General features: G+C 70.1%; 14 protein-coding genes. 5 read left to right on the top strand and 9 right to left on the bottom strand.

The genetic code is table 11. The features are described 5' to 3' along the window. Nucleotides 1-6: 6 nt before the first annotated feature. The gene (locus AC1ROY_RS28845) at nucleotides 7-348 is read right to left on the bottom strand and encodes a type II toxin-antitoxin system RelE/ParE family toxin (RefSeq protein WP_493152382.1); all 342 of its coding nucleotides are present in this window, start codon (nucleotides 346-348) and stop codon (nucleotides 7-9) included. Then, entirely contained in the window at nucleotides 272-454 is a 183-nt protein-coding gene (locus AC1ROY_RS28850) for a hypothetical protein (RefSeq protein ID WP_493152383.1), read from the bottom strand. Before AC1ROY_RS28850 ends, AC1ROY_RS28845 begins: the two co-directional genes overlap by 77 nt. A 134-nt stretch (nucleotides 455-588) precedes the next feature. Here AC1ROY_RS28850 and lnt point away from each other — a divergent pair, with 134 nt between their 5' ends. Both lnt and AC1ROY_RS28860 read left to right on the top strand, forming a co-directional pair. Beyond that, the gene (gene lnt / locus AC1ROY_RS28855) at nucleotides 589-2,109 is read left to right on the top strand and encodes an apolipoprotein N-acyltransferase (RefSeq protein ID WP_493152384.1); all 1,521 of its coding nucleotides are present in this window, start codon (nucleotides 589-591) and stop codon (nucleotides 2,107-2,109) included. Between the two features lie 220 nt (nucleotides 2,110-2,329). Next, a complete protein-coding gene (locus AC1ROY_RS28860) occupies nucleotides 2,330-2,779 on the top strand; it encodes a helix-turn-helix domain-containing protein (protein WP_493152385.1) in 450 nt (149 codons plus the stop codon). A 176-nt stretch (nucleotides 2,780-2,955) separates the two neighbouring features. Here AC1ROY_RS28860 and AC1ROY_RS28865 read toward each other — a convergent pair whose 3' ends face one another. Beyond that, a complete protein-coding gene (locus AC1ROY_RS28865; protein ID WP_493152386.1) occupies nucleotides 2,956-3,636 on the bottom strand; it encodes a winged helix-turn-helix domain-containing protein in 681 nt (226 codons plus the stop codon). 179 nt (nucleotides 3,637-3,815) lie between these two features. On the opposite strand from AC1ROY_RS28865, the gene ribA reads away from it, so the two are divergent. Beyond that, nucleotides 3,816-4,979: a GTP cyclohydrolase II gene (gene ribA, locus AC1ROY_RS28870; RefSeq protein WP_493152387.1), complete on the top strand. Its 1,164-nt coding sequence runs from the start codon at nucleotides 3,816-3,818 to the stop codon at nucleotides 4,977-4,979. A gap of 117 nt (nucleotides 4,980-5,096) precedes the next feature. On the opposite strand, the gene AC1ROY_RS28875 is transcribed toward ribA, so the two are convergent. The 4 genes from AC1ROY_RS28875 to AC1ROY_RS28890 all read right to left on the bottom strand — a co-directional run bounded on the left by AC1ROY_RS28875 (nucleotide 5,097) and on the right by AC1ROY_RS28890 (nucleotide 8,434). After that, nucleotides 5,097-6,110, bottom strand: coding sequence for a DUF2891 domain-containing protein (locus AC1ROY_RS28875; protein WP_493152388.1), 1,014 nt, complete (start codon nucleotides 6,108-6,110; stop codon nucleotides 5,097-5,099). Nucleotides 6,111-6,213: 103 nt separating this feature from the next. Beyond that, on the bottom strand, nucleotides 6,214-6,705 hold the full coding sequence (locus tag AC1ROY_RS28880) for a universal stress protein (protein WP_493152389.1): 492 nt from the start codon (nucleotides 6,703-6,705) through the stop codon (nucleotides 6,214-6,216). Next, on the bottom strand, nucleotides 6,705-7,433 hold the full coding sequence (locus tag AC1ROY_RS28885; protein ID WP_493152390.1) for a TIGR02186 family protein: 729 nt from the start codon (nucleotides 7,431-7,433) through the stop codon (nucleotides 6,705-6,707). The genes AC1ROY_RS28880 and AC1ROY_RS28885 overlap by 1 nt, the downstream gene beginning before the upstream one ends. Nucleotides 7,434-7,549: 116 nt before the next feature. Next, nucleotides 7,550-8,434 carry a sulfite exporter TauE/SafE family protein gene (locus AC1ROY_RS28890; RefSeq protein ID WP_493152391.1) on the bottom strand — a complete coding sequence of 295 codons (885 nt, stop codon included), beginning with the start codon at nucleotides 8,432-8,434 and terminating at the stop codon, nucleotides 7,550-7,552. A 182-nt stretch (nucleotides 8,435-8,616) separates the two neighbouring features. On the opposite strand from AC1ROY_RS28890, the gene AC1ROY_RS28895 reads away from it, so the two are divergent. Beyond that, entirely contained in the window at nucleotides 8,617-10,125 is a 1,509-nt protein-coding gene (locus tag AC1ROY_RS28895) for a bifunctional metallophosphatase/5'-nucleotidase (RefSeq protein WP_493152392.1), read from the top strand. Nucleotides 10,126-10,448: 323 nt separating this feature from the next. Continuing rightward, nucleotides 10,449-11,204, top strand: coding sequence for an SDR family oxidoreductase (locus tag AC1ROY_RS28900; protein WP_493152393.1), 756 nt, complete (start codon nucleotides 10,449-10,451; stop codon nucleotides 11,202-11,204). A 55-nt stretch (nucleotides 11,205-11,259) separates the two neighbouring features. On the opposite strand, the gene trpS is transcribed toward AC1ROY_RS28900, so the two are convergent. Beyond that, complete coding sequence (gene trpS / locus AC1ROY_RS28905) at nucleotides 11,260-12,261, bottom strand: tryptophan--tRNA ligase (RefSeq protein ID WP_493152394.1); 1,002 nt, start codon at nucleotides 12,259-12,261, stop codon at nucleotides 11,260-11,262. A 126-nt stretch (nucleotides 12,262-12,387) separates the two neighbouring features. After that, nucleotides 12,388-13,980: an ABC transporter substrate-binding protein gene (locus AC1ROY_RS28910; protein ID WP_493152395.1), complete on the bottom strand. Its 1,593-nt coding sequence runs from the start codon at nucleotides 13,978-13,980 to the stop codon at nucleotides 12,388-12,390. Nucleotides 13,981-14,155: the final 175 nt, after the last annotated feature.

Below are 14,155 nucleotides of genomic sequence, written 5' to 3' on the forward strand. Positions count from 1 at the left end.
GGCGGGTCAGCGGTCCTGGGCGCCGTGCCAGACGCGGAGGATGGTCACCTCCGCATCACCCACCTCGTACACGATGATGTAGGGGATGACGGCGGCGAGCTCGCGCGTGCCGGCGATGAGGCCGGGTCGGCCGCGTCGCGGAAACATCGAGAGGCTATCGCCGGCTAGGATGATTTCGCGCGCCACGCGGCGAGCCGCGATGGGTTCTCCTCGGCGATATGCCGAAAAATCCGGGACAGGTCCGCCGCGGTTTCCGGCCGCCACCTGACCTTCATGGACGGGGCTTCGGCGGTTCCGCGGAGAAATCGCCGTCCGCGATCTTGAGCAGCCAGGCCCCCATGTCTTCATGCGGGATGCTGAGCGGGTTGGCTCGCGCCTCCGCCACGGCCGCTGTCAGCGCCTCGTGCTCGGCGGCTTCCTCGTCGAAATCGGACAGGGGAACAGGCTGATCCATGGCGCCTTTCTAGTACGAAAGACCCGGTGCAGGCACGGGTTTCATGCCACCGTCTCCCTCACCCCAATGGCGGACGAACCGATCCGGGCTATAGCCGCGGCATGGCATCGCTCCTCGCCCGCCTGTTTGCCCCCTTGGCCGCCCGGCCCCGGCTCGCCGCCTTCCTGCTGGGCCTCGTCTCCGTGCTGGCGTTGCCGCCGGTCTATGCGGTGCCGGTCCTGCTCTTCACCATCCCGGCCTTCCTGACCCTCCTCGGCCGGGCAACCACCTGGCGGCAGGCGGCCTGGCTGGGCTTCTGGTTCGGTTTCGGGCACCAGCTCGCCGGGCTCTACTGGGTCACCCACGCGATCCTGACGGATGTCGCAAAATTCTTCTGGCTGGTGCCGCTCGCCGCGCCCGGCCTGGCCCTGCCCATGGGCCTCTACACCGTCATTCCGGCGCTCGTCGCCTGGCGCGTCGGGCCGGGCTGGCCGCGCGTGCTGGGCTTCGCCGGCGCCTGGGTCGTGGCCGAGTTCCTGCGCGGCTGGCTCTTCACCGGCTTCCCCTGGAACCTGATGGGCACCGTCTGGGCCTTCCGTCCGGAGCCCCTGCAGCTGGCCAGCCTCGTCGGCGCGCACGGGCTCTCGCTGCTGACGCTCCTCCTCGCCGGGCTGCCGGTGCTGCGCAGCCGCGGGGCCAACCTCGGCGGCCTGGCCGTGCTTGCGCTCTGGATGGGCTTCGGGTTCTGGCGCCTGCATGCGATCCCGCCGGCCGAGACGCCGGTGCGGATCGTGCTGGTCCAGGGCAATGTCGCGCAGGACGTGAAGTGGGACGCGTCGCAGCGGCTGCCCATCTTCCAGCGCTACATCTCGCTCACGTCAGAGGCCGCCCGCGCCTCGGCCGCGGCGCATCCCGACCAGCCCGTCCTGGTGATCTGGCCCGAGACGGCCAGCCCCTTCCTGCTCGCCCAGGATCCCGATGCGATCCGCCTCGCCGCCCAGGCCCTGCCGCCGGGCGGGCTGCTGCTCGCCGGCACCGTGCGCGCCGAGTGGAATGCCGAGGGTCGACTTTCGAGCCTCTACAACAGCCTCGTCGCGCTGAGTCCCGAGGCCGAGGTCCTGGGCGTCTTCGACAAGGCGCATCTCGTGCCCTTCGGCGAGTACATGCCGCTCGGCGGGCTGCTGCCGATCCGCATGGTGACGGGCGGCGTCGACTTCTCGGCCGGTCCCGGTCCGGGCGTGCTGCGGCTGCCGGAGGGCCTTCCCTCGCCCGGGCCGCTCATCTGCTACGAGGTGATCTTTCCCGGCGCGGTGGTGGGCGCGGAGCGGCCGTCCTGGCTGCTCAATGTCACGAACGACGCCTGGTTCGGGCTCTCCGCCGGCCCCTACCAGCATCTGGCGGCGGCGCGGATGCGCGCGGTCGAGGAGGGGCTGCCCATGGTGCGCGCGGCGCAGACGGGCATCTCCGCCCTCTTCGATGCCTCCGGCCGGCAGGTGGTGCGACTAGGCCTGGGCGCGACGGGCACCGTCGAGGCCGCGCTTCCGGCGCCCCTCGCGCCGACGCTGTTCGCCAGAGGCGGGCTCTGGATTCCCATCGGACTCAGCATGGTTTCTCTTCTGATGGCCGGTCTTTTTTTGCGCGCCCGTCCGGTTCCTCTCCCTGGAATCCCAGTCTGATGCAATTTATTTATTGAGAATTGGGAAAAATATTGACGCTACCGCAGGTGGGCGCTATCGACTGTGACACACGCGGGGTGTCCTGCGACGCAGCCTCAAGGCGTGTTCCGGGCCAGTCACGCATAAAAAATGCAACCCCACGCAGCTTGTGAGCGTAGGGCTTGGTAGGACGGCCTGAGCCGAAGGGATCAGGTGCATGGGTGTCAGTATGAGAGAAGCGATGTCGACCGGCGGAAGCAGCGAGCGGGCAGAGAAGGAACATCGTCCGAGCCCGATCGACGTTCATGTCGGCTCGCGTGTCCGTCTCCGCCGGACCCTTCTCGGCATGAGCCAGGAGCGTCTCGGCGAGGCGCTGGGCCTCACCTTCCAGCAGGTGCAGAAGTACGAGCGCGGCGTGAACCGCATCGGCGCCTCGCGCCTCTTCGATCTTTCGCGCGTGCTCGACGTGCCGATCAGCTTCTTCTTCGACGACATGCCCGGCACGGTCGGCGGCAGCCAGGGCTCCGCCCGTCGTGTCTCCGGCTTCGCCGAGGCGCAGGACGGCTTCGAGGACGACACGCTCCACCGCCGCGAGACGCTGGAGCTGGTGCGCGCCTATTACCGCATCTCCGATCCCGCCGTGCGCAAGCGCGTCTTCGACCTCATCAAGGCCATGACGCCTGCTGAATAAATCGCGGAGCGATTTATTCAGCAGGGAGTCTTTTTTGTTCCCTCAGGCGTCGGGCGGCGGCTCCGCCGCCTTGGCTTCGCCGCGCCACTGAGGCACCAGGCCATTGGGTCAGTTGGGCGCCACCGGCCGCTGTGCGGCCGGATTCGTCATGCGCTTCGACCATTCCGGCCGGGTCGCTACCCGCCCAATCGATACCCGCCCTCATCCGTCAGCAGCAGCTTCGCCGCCTGCGGCTCCGGCTCGATCTTGCGCCTGAGACGGTAGATATGCGTCTCCAGCGTGTGCGTCGTGACCGCGCTGGAATAGCCCCAGACCTCGCCCAGCAGCTCCGCCCGCGGCACCGCCCGCCCGCCCGCGCGGTGCAGATAGAGCAGGATCGCCGCCTCCTTCTCCGTCAGGCGGATCCGCTTGCCGTCGGGTCCCAGCATCAGCTTCGCCGCCGGATGGAAGGCGTAGCCGCCGAGCGGGATCGCCGCATCCGGCGAGGCCTCGAAGGTTGCGAGCAGCGCGTGCAGCCGGGCCACAAGGTCGGGCAGCCGCACAGGCCGGGGCACGCGTTCGCTGATGCCCGGCGGCAGCACGTGCGGCGCCAGCTCCTCCGCCCCCTGACCCAGCAGCAGCACCGGCCGGCCGCCCCCTGCCTCGCGCAGCAGCGGGCCCCAATGCGAGGGCCCCGGCAGCGCGGCGGCATCGAGCAAGGTGGCGTCGATGCGCCCGGCCGCCTCGGCCAGCCGCTGCTTCCCGGCCTCGGGCGTCGCGGCCTCGGCGGAAAAATCGGTGCCCTGGGCAAGCTGGGGCGGCAGCAGCGCGGCGAGCGCGGCATCCGTGGTCACGAGCAGGAGTTTTCGGCCAGGCATGCGGGCCCATGGGTTACCAGCGTGCATCGGGCATAGCACCCGCGCTGCCGCGGGGGGAAGGTTCGGCGAAACCACCCCCTTCCGAACCGGTTGAGAAACTTTGCTGGCCACCCCCTGCGAGACTGCATCTGAACGCCACATTTGATTCGTATGTGGAAGCGCCACAGGATCACCGCTTCATGAAACGAAACGCCATTCAGGCCTCGGCAAACCAGGCCCCCAAGCCCCTCTCCGCCGAGACCCTGGCGCTGCGCGCGGTGCATCGGGCCGTCTCGGAGCTGCGGCGCGGCACGCCCGTCGTCCTGCGCGGCCAGGCCGGCCAGGCCTTGGCCGTGGCCGCCGCCGAGACCGTCAGCGCGCCCGGCCTCGCCGAGATCTTCTCCCTCTCCGGCGCGCCGCCGGTGCTGCTGCTGGCTCCTGTCCGCGCCGCCGCGGTGCTCCAGCGTCCCGTGCCGCTGAGCGCGCCGGAGGAGGGCGTGGTCGCCCTGCGCCTGCCGGCTGCCCTGACGTCGCCCGAGCGTCTGCGCAGCCTCGCCGACCCGACCGAGGAACTGCTGCTCGGCCCCGAGGGCCAGGCCATGGAGCGCGCGGCCCTGCCGCCTTTGGCCGCCGCCGCCCTGGCGCTGGTGAAGCTCGGCCGGCTGCTGCCCGCCCTCGTTGCCGCGCCCATTCCTGACCGCGAGGCCCCTGGCCTGCTGAGCGTCACCGCCGCCGAGATCCTGGCCTATCCGACCACCGCCGCGACCACGCTCCGTGCCGTGGGCGAGGCCCGCGTGCCGCTTGAAGACGCGCCCGAGACCCGCATCACCGCCTTCCGCGCGGCCGATGGCGGGATCGAGCACCTGGCGATGATCGTCGGCGACCCGGCTGCCGTCCTCGCCGCCGGCGGCGCGCCGCTGGCCAGGCTCCACTCCGAATGCTTCACCGGCGACCTGCTGGGCTCGCTGCGCTGCGACTGCGGCCCGCAGCTCCGCGGCGCGCTGAGGCGCATGGCCGAGGAGGGGGCGGGCGTGCTGCTCTACCTCGCCCAGGAGGGCCGCGGCATCGGCCTCGTGAACAAGCTGCGGGCCTATACGCTGCAGGACCAGGGGCTCGACACGCTCGATGCCAATCGCGCCCTCGGCTATGGCGCCGACGAGCGCAACTTTCTCGTGGCCGCCACGATGCTGCGGCTGCTGGGCATCCCGCGCGTGCGGCTGCTGACCAACAATCCGGACAAGATCTCCGCCCTCTCGGCCTGCGGCATCGAGATCGTCAGCCGCGAGCAGCACGCCTTCGCCGGCAACGGCGTGAACGACCGCTATCTCGCGACCAAGGCCGAACGCTTCGGGCATCTTTTTTAATGCCCTCAAACGGCGGGCGGCGGCTCCGCCGCCTTGCCTTCGCTGCGTCGCGGGACCGCTGACCGGAAGGTGGAGTGGGCGGCGCCGGCCGCGTTGCGGCCGGATGGTTCTGGTTGGTCAGGTTTCGGGATCGAGCGCCAGCGTGGCGAAGGTGGCGAGCCAATGCTCGCCCATGTAGTCGTCGGCGAGGTGCGGCAGGCTTGCGGCCAGATGATGCCCGGCCGTCTCCAACGCGACCGCCCGACGCCGATCGTCCGCGGGCAGCGCCGAGGCCATTGAGCGCCAGCACCAGGCCCGGCTGAGGTTCAGCCCATCCAAATGCACGATCTTGCCGTCCGCGCGGTCGCTGACCGCCGCCGGGCGGAACAGGGTGGCCGGCTCACCCGCGGCGATGCGCGGCAGGAATCGGTCGAGCCAGGGCCGGAATTCCTGCGCCGGGAGGAGCCGCCGCAGGCACTCGGCCTCGATGAGGGTAGACGACAGAAAATCGTCGCCGCCCGGCTCGCCCCAGGCAGGGCAGTCCGTGTCCTCGCCGTACCACCGCCGCGCCGTTTCCTGGAGCAGGCCCGACAGCGCCTTGTCCTGCGTTGCCTCGGCATAGTCCGCGGCCATGCGGAGGCCGAAGGCAGTATTGAAATGCGTACCGACCCGCACCGGGTAGGTCGCGAGCGGCAAAAAACCACGGAAGCGCTGGGCGAAGATCTCCGCCAGTGGCGCCAGGTTCCGGGCCCATCGCGGATCGTCCAGTCGCATCAGCTCCTCGGCGAGCTTCAGAAGCCAGGCCCAGCCATAGGGCCGCTTGAAGCCGAGCGCCGAAGGGGGTGCCAGATAGGCGCATTCGCCCGCGACCTTTTCCGGCGTGAACTGCGAGTCGAACAGGGCGCGGATTGCCGGCGCGGAGGGCATCGCCGGGAAGCGCCGCAGCAGCCGCGCCAGCATCCAGTGGCTATGGACGCAGGAATGCCAGTCGTAGCTGCCGTGGAAGATCGGATGCAGCGCGCTTGGAACCCGCGCGTCCGAGGGGCCCTCGAGCACGTGCTCCGGCTTGTTGGGATATTCGCGCCGGACATGCCCGAGGGCGATGGCGGCGAATTTCTCCGCAGCCTCGGAGGTGAGGCTCGAAGCTGTCATCGGCATTCCTTTCGTGCGACGGCGCGCACCGTCCCGATGCGGCGGAGAAGCGTGCAGATCGACGAAGGGTTTCGCGCGCCCGAGGGACGCGCAGGGCCGGCGCTCAGGTCACGCGATCCAGCTCGGCCTCGGTCATCGTTCCGGGCACCACGGTCATCGGCACGGTCATCTTCGCGGCGAGCCGGCCGGTCAGCGCCTGGATCAGCGGCCCCGGCCCCTTGCTGTCCGCCGCCGAGGCCAGCACCAGGATGGAGATGCGGGGATCCTCGGCCAGCAGGGCCAGGAGCTGGTCCGCCGTCTTGCCCTCGCGGGTGATGAGCATGGGCAGCCCGCCCGTGATCGCCTTCACCTGCGCCGCCAGGCCGGCCAGCAGGGATTCCGCCTCCTCCAGCCGCTCCTGCGCCATCAGCGCGCCGATGCCGGCCCATTCGGCCTGCTCCACCGGCTCCACCACGCGCAGCAGCGCCACGCGCCCGCCGGATTTGGCGGCGCGCAGCGCGGCGTAGCGCAGCGCCACGGCGCGCTCCGGGCTGTCGTCCACCACTACGAGAAAGACGCGATCGCGCCTGGCACGCTCGGCCGCCGCTTCGACCATCAAGCCCTCCGGAAGACCACGCTCCCCGCCCAGCCGGCAAAGGCGGCCGCCAGGATGCAGAGGAGACCGTAGAGCACCGGCTGCCCGTGCGCGACCTTCTCGATCTCGGCGGCCGTTCCGGTCCTTTCCACGATGAAGCCGAGCTGCTCGGTCGCCACGATTCGCCGGGCCCGGACCAGCATCACCTCCACCCGGTAGCTGCCCGGCTGCACCGTGGAGGGGAGGTAAAGGCGGAAGTTGAACAGCCGAGAGCCGGCGATCTCGATCGGCGAGGGGTCCTCCTGCCAGAGCCGGGAGGTGCGCTTGAGTTCCACCAGCGCGCGCCGGAAGCCCGGCGCCCGGGCGCCGGTGAATTCGAGGGGGATGGAATCAATGCCGATCCCGCGCTCCTGGCGCATCTGCTCGGGCAGGAGCTGCCAGGGCGGGCGCGTGCCGGCGACGGCGTAGAAGACCGGCACGTCCTCGAAGCGCGCCGAGGGGCCGTTGAGCCAGAGCCCGAGCACGTTGACCTTCCGCCGCACGACGAAGGGGCCCTGAGGCCCGCGCGCCATGACGATCACCTCGTCGCCGCCCGGGCCGAGCGGCTGCTCGGTGCTGCCGAAGACCAGGATGCTCTCGCCGATGAAGGCGGTGGTGATGGCGACGCGCTCGGTGGAAAGGCGGGCGACGAGCTCGGAGGGCTGGGCGGCGGCGGGCCACCAGAAACCGCAAGCCAGAAGAAGGAGCATCGCCCCAAGAATCCGGTCGCACAGCGGCCGGCGCGCCCAGACCGGCCGCCGGGCCGGCGCGCCCGCGTCGGCGCGAAGCCAAGCCGCTGGAGGCGGCGCCCGGCGTCTGAGGGCGGTCATAAAGCCGGTCCGACGCTGAACAAGCTCGCGGGGATCCGCAGCAGATCCCAGAGCAGCGAGCCCGCCACCGCCAGCACCAGCGCGCCCAGCAGCGCCCGCGTCTCCTCGCCGCGCAGCTTGCCGCCCATCGAGGCGCCGAACTGCGCGCCCGCCACGCCGCCCAGCAGCAGCAGCAGGGTCAGCACGATGTCCACGCTGCCGACCTGGATGGCCTGCAGGAACGTCACCGTGGCCGTCACGCAGACCACCTGGAAGAGCGATGTGCCGATGACCACCGCCGTCGGCATCCCGAGGATGTAGATCATCGCCGGCACCAGCATGAATCCGCCGCCCACACCCATCACCGCCGAGAGCACGCCGATGAGGAAGCCGACCCCGAGCGGCGGGATCACCGAGATGTAGAGTCGGCTCTTGCGGAAGCGGACCTTGAAGGGCAGCCCGTGCGCCCATGTGTGGTTGTGCAGCCGGTGCGCGTCGCCATGGCGGCGCCGGCGGAAGATGGCGCGCACGCTCTCCATCACCATCAGCAGGCCGACGGAGCCGAGCACGACGACGTAGAAGATGGCGACCGCCGCATCCACCTGGCCGAGCCGGCGCAGCATCGCGAAGAGCTGCACGCCCGCGACGCTGCCGAACATGCCGCCGGCCACCAGCACGCCGCCCATCTGCCAGTCGACATTGCCGCGGCGGGCCTGCGCGATCAGGCCGGAAACCGAGGCGCCCAGCGTCTGGTTGGCGCCCGAGGCGACCGCGACGGTGGAGGGAATGCCGAGCAGGATGAGCAGCGGCGTCAGCAGGAAGCCGCCGCCCACGCCGAAGAGCCCCGAAAGCCAGCCCACGGCGAAACCGACGCCCACCAGAAGGAGGACATCCACGCTCATCTCGGCAATGGGCAGATAGACCTGCAAAACGAAGGACCAAGCGAGGGACGCGGCCACCCTTCACCCGTAAAAATGGCAAGGCAAGGGCAGGGCCAATGTCATCCCGCATCACCTTGCGTATCGGTATCTTTCATGCGGAGCCTGTGGCCAGACAGGCACAAGAGGCGCAAAACGGAACTGCCATGATCAGCCGCCGATCGCTCACCGCGCTGCTCGCCGTCCCGGCGCTGCGTGCTTCCGCCCAGCCCGCGACCCGGGTGTCGCTGGTCCATCTGAACGACTTCCATTCGCGGCACGAGCCCATCGCCATGACCTCGGCCGCCTGCCGCGCGGGCGAGACCTGCTTCGGCGGCTCGGCGCGCATTGCCACCGCCATCGCCGAGGCGCGCGAGGCCGCGCGCGCGGCGGGCCGCGCCTCGCTGCTGCTCGACGCCGGCGACACCTTTCTGGGCAGCCTCTTTTTCACCCAGCACGAGGGCATGGCCGAGGCGGCCGTGCAGAAGGAATGGGGCGTGCAGGCCTTCACGCTCGGCAACCATGAGTTCGACCTCGGGCCGGAGAAGCTGGCGAAGTACCTGGCCGCCGTGCCCTTCCCCGTGCTCTGCGCCAATATCGACGTGACGCAGGAGCCGGCGCTGGCCGGCAAGCTCGCGCCCACCATCGCCTTCCGCCGCGAGAACCTGCGCGTGGTGGTCGTGGGCCTGACCACGCCGGAGACGCCGATCCTCTCGCAGCCGGGGCCGAACGTGCGGTTCACCGATCCGCTGGAGGCCGCCAACCGCGCCGTCTGGGAAGCGCGGCGCGAGGGGGGCGCGACCGTCGTGGCGCTGTCGCATCTCGGCGTCAGCGCCGACCGCCGGCTGGCTGCCGAGGTCGCCGGGGTGGACGTGATCCTGGGCGGGCATTCGCACACGCTGGTGGCGCCGCCGATCGTCGTGGACGGGAAGGACCGGCCGGTGCTGATCACCCAGGCCCAGGCCTTCGGGAAGTATCTCGACCGCTTCGACCTGGACCTCGCCGCCGACGGCCGCATCGCCGCCTCGCAGCAGCACATGCGCGAGCTGACGGCCGACATCCCCGAGGACCTTGGCGTGGCCGCGATCGTCGCGCGCTTCGCCGAGCCGCTGGAAGCGCTGCGCCGCCGCCCGGTGGCGCAACTGCCCGAGGCGCTGGACAACCGCTCCTGTTACCTCGTCCCCTGCGCGCTGGGCGAGATGGTCGCCGAGGCGATGCGCAAGTCCGTCGAGGCTGAGATCGGCTGGCAGAACGGCGGCGGGCTGCGGGCCGGGCTGCCGGCCGGCCAGGTCTCGGTGGGCGACCTGCTGACCATGCTGCCCTTCGGCAACACGGTGGCGCGCGTGCGGCTGCGCGGCGCGACGATCAAGGCTGCGCTGGAGAACGGGCTCTCCCGGCTGCCGGAGGCCTCGGGGCGCTTCCCGCAGGTCGCGGGGCTGCGCTTCACGGTGGATGCGGCACGCCGTGCCGGACAGCGGGTGACGGCCGCCGAGGTGCGCGAGGCGGATGGGAGCTGGAAGCCGCTCGATCCGGAGCGCGCCTATCTCGTCGCGACGAACGACTTCCTCCGCCGCGGCGGCGACGGCTACGCGATGTTCACCGAAGCCGCGCTGGAAGCTCGCGACGATGGACCGCTGCTGAGCGACGCGGTGGAGAAGGCGCTGGGGAGCAGCTAGCTAAGACAGACACCCGGGCACGAAGATCATCAGTTGACCGTCTTGCCCAACCGCTTTAGCCATTCGCTTGCAGCTGCCAGCAAGGCGCTGTCGTAGGCGTTACCGTCATCCAACGCGTCCTTGGTCGAGTGGATCCCAGCAGGGAGATCTCGACACGAAAGACGCCACGGTATGCCAGAATTCCCTGTTCCTGGTCCGCTTGTCCGATCGCGACCTGTATCCTCGCGGGCTCGCCCCGACAGGATGCTTGCTGCCGGCTCGGGACCCGTCCACAGGGCCGCCGTGGCCTTTCGTCCGACCAACTCCGACGGAAGGCTTCAGCCATGCAAATGACAGGCAACACCATTCTCATCACCGGCGGCACCAGCGGCATCGGCGCCGCGCTGGCCGAAGCGCTCTACGAGCGCGGCAACCGCGTCATTGTCACGGGGCGGCGGCAGGCGCTGCTGGACCGGATCGCGTCGGGCCGTCCTGGCCTGGTCGGGATGCGGCTCGATCTGGGCGACCCGCCCTCGCTGTCGCGGCTGGCCATCGACCTTCGCGCGCGATTTCCGGAACTCAACATCCTCATCGCCAATGCCGGCATCTCGCGGGCGGAGGACATGGCCGCGGAAGGGTGGGATGCCTCCGATGCCGAGGTGATCGTGGAGACCAACATCCTGGGCGTGCTGCGCGTCACGGCGGCGGTCCTGCCGATCCTGAGAAACCGGCCGAACGCGACGATCATGGCGACCAGCTCCGCCCTGGCCTTCGTGCCGCGCGCCGATTTCCCGGCCTACTGCGCCAGCAAGGCCTTCCTGCACTCCTGGCTCACCTCGCTGCGTCATCAGCTCCGGAAGGTTCCCGTCGAAGTGCTCGAGCTTTCGCCGCCCTATGTGCGGACGGAGCTGACGGGCGCCGAGCAGGCCTCCGACCCACGGGCCATGGCGGTCGAGGCCTATGTCGCGGAGGTGATGCAGCTGCTGGAGCAGGGCGCCCACGCTCGGGGCGAGGTCCTGCTCGAGCGCGACCACGCCCGGCGGTGGGCGGAGCGGGATGGCCGTTATGATGCCGTCTTTGCGGCCATGAATCCGGGCTGAAGCGCTCCGGATTCGCCGGGTTCCTGATGGGGGCGAGCGAGGGAGCGACGCCTCCTCACGCCCGCGGCAGGAACCCCACGATCCGCTTCACCTCGGTGACGATGGGCTGCGCGATCGCCTCGGCTTTCTGAGCGCCTTTGCGCAGCTCCGCGTCGAGGGACGGCAGGTCCTCCAGGTAGCCCAGCATCTTCGCGCGGATCGGCTCCAGATGGGCGATCAGCGCGTCGGCCAAGACGGACTTGAAGGTGCCGAAGCCCTGGCCCCCGTGTTCGCGCAGCACGTCGCTCGGCAGCATGCCCGTCACGGCCGCGAAGATGCCGACGAGGTTGCGCGCCTCGGGCCGTGTCTCCAGGCCCGCGAGACTCTCCGGCAGCGGCTCCGGGTCGGTCTTGGCGCGCTTGATCTTGCTGCTGATCGTGTCGGCGTCGTCGTTGAGGTTGATGCGCGACTGGTCGGAGGGGTCCGACTTGCTCATCTTCTTCGTGCCGTCGCGCAGCGACATCACGCGCGCCGCCACGCCGAGGATATGCGGCTCGATCCGGGGAAAGAACTCCACGCTGTAGTCGTGGTTGAACTTCTGGGCGATGTCGTTGGCCAGCTCGAGATGCTGCTTCTGGTCGTCGCCGACCGGCACGGAGGTCGCCTTGTACGCGAGGATGTCGGCCGCCATGAGGTTCGGATAGACGTAGAGGCCGGAGGACACCTGCTCCTGGTTCTTGCCGGCCTTGTCCTTGAACTGCGTCATGCGGTTCAGCCAGCCGAGCCGCGCCACGCAGTTGAAGATCCAGGCGAGCTCGGCATGCGCCGGCACCTGGCTCTGCACGAAGAGGGTGCATTTCGCGAGGTCGAGGCCGCAGGCCAGCAGGGTCGCCGCCATCTCGCGTGTCTGGGCGAGAAGTTGCGTGGGCTCCTGGAAGACGGTGATGGCGTGCATGTCCACCACGCAGAAGAGGCACTCGTGCTGGTCCTGCATGGGCACCCAGTTCCGGATCGCGCCCAGGTAGTTGCCCAGGGTGGGCACGCCGGAGGGTTGGATGCCGGAAAACACGCGCTGCATGGGATGAGGACCTGTGTGGCTGGAAACGGGCGGGCAGGCTTCGCGCTCCCCGGCCCCGAGGTCAAGTCGATGCGCAGATTTTGCGCGCATCGGGGCCATGCGGCGCCGTCGCACCAGCCTCCGGAGTCAGGCTCGCCGCACCCCCGTGAAATTGGAAAAGCCCACCGGAATGTCCACCAGGTTCCGGGCGTGCCCGATCACCCGAAAATACTCGCCGAGCGGCATGTAGGGCACGTCCTGGAAGAAGCGCTCCTGGATCTGCCGGGCCAGCGCCTGCTGTGCCGGCAGGTCGGGCGCCTCCATCCAGGCCTGCCGCAGCCGCTCCAGCTCCGGGCTGTCGGGCCAGCCGAACCAGGCGCGGCTGCCATTGGCGCGCAGGCCGAGATTGGCCACGGGATCCATCACGCTCGGGCCGCCGAGGCCGGTGACGAAGACGCTCCAGCCGCCGCGCTCCACCGGCTCGCGCAGCCCGCGGCGCTGCACGATGGTGCCCCAGTCGGCGGAGAAGGCCTCGGCGTTCATGCCGGCCTGGCGGAACATGTCCACGGCGACATCGGCCATGACCTTGAGGAAGGCGAGGTCCATGGGCTGCAGCACCACGATCTTCTCGCCCTTGTAGCCGGCGGCGGCGAGGTCGCGCTTCACCTTCTCCAGGTCGCGCGGGCCGCGGAGCGGCGCGAGGCCCGCATCGTTCGCCATGGGTGTGTTCGGCAGGAAGAGGCCGACATCGGTGCGCCAGAGGCTGGGATCGGCGCCGAAGCCCGCCGTCATGTAGGCGGACTGGTCGAGCGCGCCGAGCACCGCGCGGCGGATGGCCGGATTGTCGAAGGGTGGGTGCAGGTGGTTGAAGCGCAGGATGCTGATGCTGCTGTCGTCGGTCACCTTCACGCTGACGTTGCGGGCGCGGCGCAGGAGCGGCAGCAGGTCGTTCGGCGCGTATTCGAGCCAGTCCACCTCGCCCTGCTGGAGTGCGGCGGCTGATGTCGCGGGGTCGGGCAGGATGCGCCACTCGACGCGGTCCATGTTCGCGATCTTCGGGCCGGCCGTGCGGCTGGCCACGCCCTCGCGCGGCACGTAGCCGTCGAACTTCCGGTAGACGGCGAGCGAGCCGGAGATGCGCTCCTCCGGCACGAAGCGGTAGGGGCCGCTGCCGACCATCTCCGAGATCGCGCGCGACGGGTCCGTCATCGCGAGGCGCTCCGGCATGATGGCCGGCATGACCGAGGTCACCTTGCCCAGCGCGCGGGCCAGCAGCGGGAAGGGGCGCTTGAGGCGGAAGCGGATCGTGCGGTCGTCAGGCGCGGAGAGCTCGTCGGTCGCGGCGATCAGCTCGGCGCCGAACATGTCGCGCGCGCCCCAGCGGCGGATGGAGGCCACGCAGTCGCGGCCGCGCACGGGCTCGCCGTCGTGGAACCTCAGCCCCTCGCGCAGCGTGATGGTCCAGCTCTTCCCGTCGTCCTCGACGACATGGCCCGCGGCCATCTGCGGATGCAGGTTGTATTGTGCGTCCAGCCCGTAGAGCGTGTCGAAGACCATGAAGCCGTGGATCAGCGTGACGGTCGCGGTGTTGAAGACCGGGTCCAGCACGGTGATGTCGGCCTGCGGCACGAAGCGCAGCGTGCGGGAGGCGGCGCCCTGCGCGCCGACGACGCGGGGCGCAGCCAGGATGGCCCCGCCGGTCGCCCAGGAGGTGGCCATGAAGCTGCGGCGGCTCTGCATGATCGTCTCCTGCTGCGGTCCCGCGAGGGTTTCGTCCGCGCCGCGGCCTGTCAATCAGGATCGGACGGCCGGGGGCTCGCGCGAAGCGTCCGGTGCGAGGGGAATGGGCAGACGGCGCGCCGGCACGGTTGCGTCTCAGCACGATCATGATGATAATAAGAATCATTCGCAGTAT

This window comes from Roseococcus sp. GW821-FHT12F05 (assembly GCF_058806835.1).

Coding starts and splice junctions, on each gene's coding strand:
- AC1ROY_RS28845 (WP_493152382.1), bottom strand. CDS start 348: ATGAAGACATGGGGGCCTGGCTGCTCAAGATCGCGGACGGCGATTTCT.
- ribA (WP_493152387.1), top strand. CDS start 3,816: ATGAAACGAAACGCCATTCAGGCCTCGGCAAACCAGGCCCCCAAGCCC.
- AC1ROY_RS28895 (WP_493152392.1), top strand. CDS start 8,617: ATGATCAGCCGCCGATCGCTCACCGCGCTGCTCGCCGTCCCGGCGCTG.
- AC1ROY_RS28865 (WP_493152386.1), bottom strand. CDS start 3,636: ATGCCTGGCCGAAAACTCCTGCTCGTGACCACGGATGCCGCGCTCGCC.
- trpS (WP_493152394.1), bottom strand. CDS start 12,261: ATGCAGCGCGTGTTTTCCGGCATCCAACCCTCCGGCGTGCCCACCCTG.
- AC1ROY_RS28880 (WP_493152389.1), bottom strand. CDS start 6,705: ATGGTCGAAGCGGCGGCCGAGCGTGCCAGGCGCGATCGCGTCTTTCTC.
- AC1ROY_RS28910 (WP_493152395.1), bottom strand. CDS start 13,980: ATGCAGAGCCGCCGCAGCTTCATGGCCACCTCCTGGGCGACCGGCGGG.
- AC1ROY_RS28875 (WP_493152388.1), bottom strand. CDS start 6,110: ATGACAGCTTCGAGCCTCACCTCCGAGGCTGCGGAGAAATTCGCCGCC.
- AC1ROY_RS28885 (WP_493152390.1), bottom strand. CDS start 7,433: ATGCTCCTTCTTCTGGCTTGCGGTTTCTGGTGGCCCGCCGCCGCCCAG.
- AC1ROY_RS28850 (WP_493152383.1), bottom strand. CDS start 454: ATGGATCAGCCTGTTCCCCTGTCCGATTTCGACGAGGAAGCCGCCGAG.
- AC1ROY_RS28860 (WP_493152385.1), top strand. CDS start 2,330: ATGTCGACCGGCGGAAGCAGCGAGCGGGCAGAGAAGGAACATCGTCCG.
- AC1ROY_RS28900 (WP_493152393.1), top strand. CDS start 10,449: ATGCAAATGACAGGCAACACCATTCTCATCACCGGCGGCACCAGCGGC.
- AC1ROY_RS28890 (WP_493152391.1), bottom strand. CDS start 8,434: ATGAGCGTGGATGTCCTCCTTCTGGTGGGCGTCGGTTTCGCCGTGGGC.